The following is a 513-nucleotide window of genomic DNA, read 5'->3' as shown; positions in this document are numbered from 1 at the left end:
CCTCGGGCGGCTGTGGTGGTGTCTGCGGAACAACCAGACCTGGGACGACCTCGCGGCCTGGCCGATCCCCACCAGCGACCAGCCATCCCTGGCAGCTTGACACCTGACCCGCGTGGGATGTCTACATACCCACCTGGGAAGGATGGCTGTACCTCGCGACCGTCATCGACTGCCACACGAAGGCCGTCATCGGCTGGGCCATGGACGACAACTACAAGACCGGGCTCATCGATACCGCCATCACCATGGCCGCCCGTAACCACCAACTCGCCGACGGAGCTATTTTTCATGCGGACCGCGGAAGTAACTACACATCTGCCCAGTTCGCTGCTACCTTGAAGAAGCTCGGGATTCGCCAGTCCGTCGGTCGAACCGGAATCTGCTATGACTGCGAGCATCATGTTGTCGCTGCCACGCTGGTCTGACCCTTGTTACGACCGGCCTCTCGGGTGCCCTGGCGTTGATCTGTCGGCCGGCGTGGCGGCGACCTCTGGACCGCTGGCCGGGCGGGCA

At 63.5% G+C, this 513-nt stretch carries 1 protein-coding gene; it reads left to right on the top strand.

Going from position 1 to position 513, the window contains the following annotated elements:
* The first annotated feature begins 125 nt into the window (after positions 1-125).
* The gene (locus AB1460_RS38305; RefSeq protein WP_368967511.1) at positions 126-425 is read left to right on the top strand and encodes a transposase; all 300 of its coding nucleotides are present in this window, start codon (positions 126-128) and stop codon (positions 423-425) included.
* Positions 426-513 lie beyond the last annotated feature (88 nt).

This window comes from Parafrankia sp. FMc2 (assembly GCF_041008525.1).
Lineage (GTDB): Bacteria > Actinomycetota > Actinomycetes > Frankiales > Frankiaceae > Parafrankia.
The sequence above is the reverse complement of the archived record's forward strand: the minus strand, read 5'-3'. Positions and strand labels throughout refer to the sequence as shown.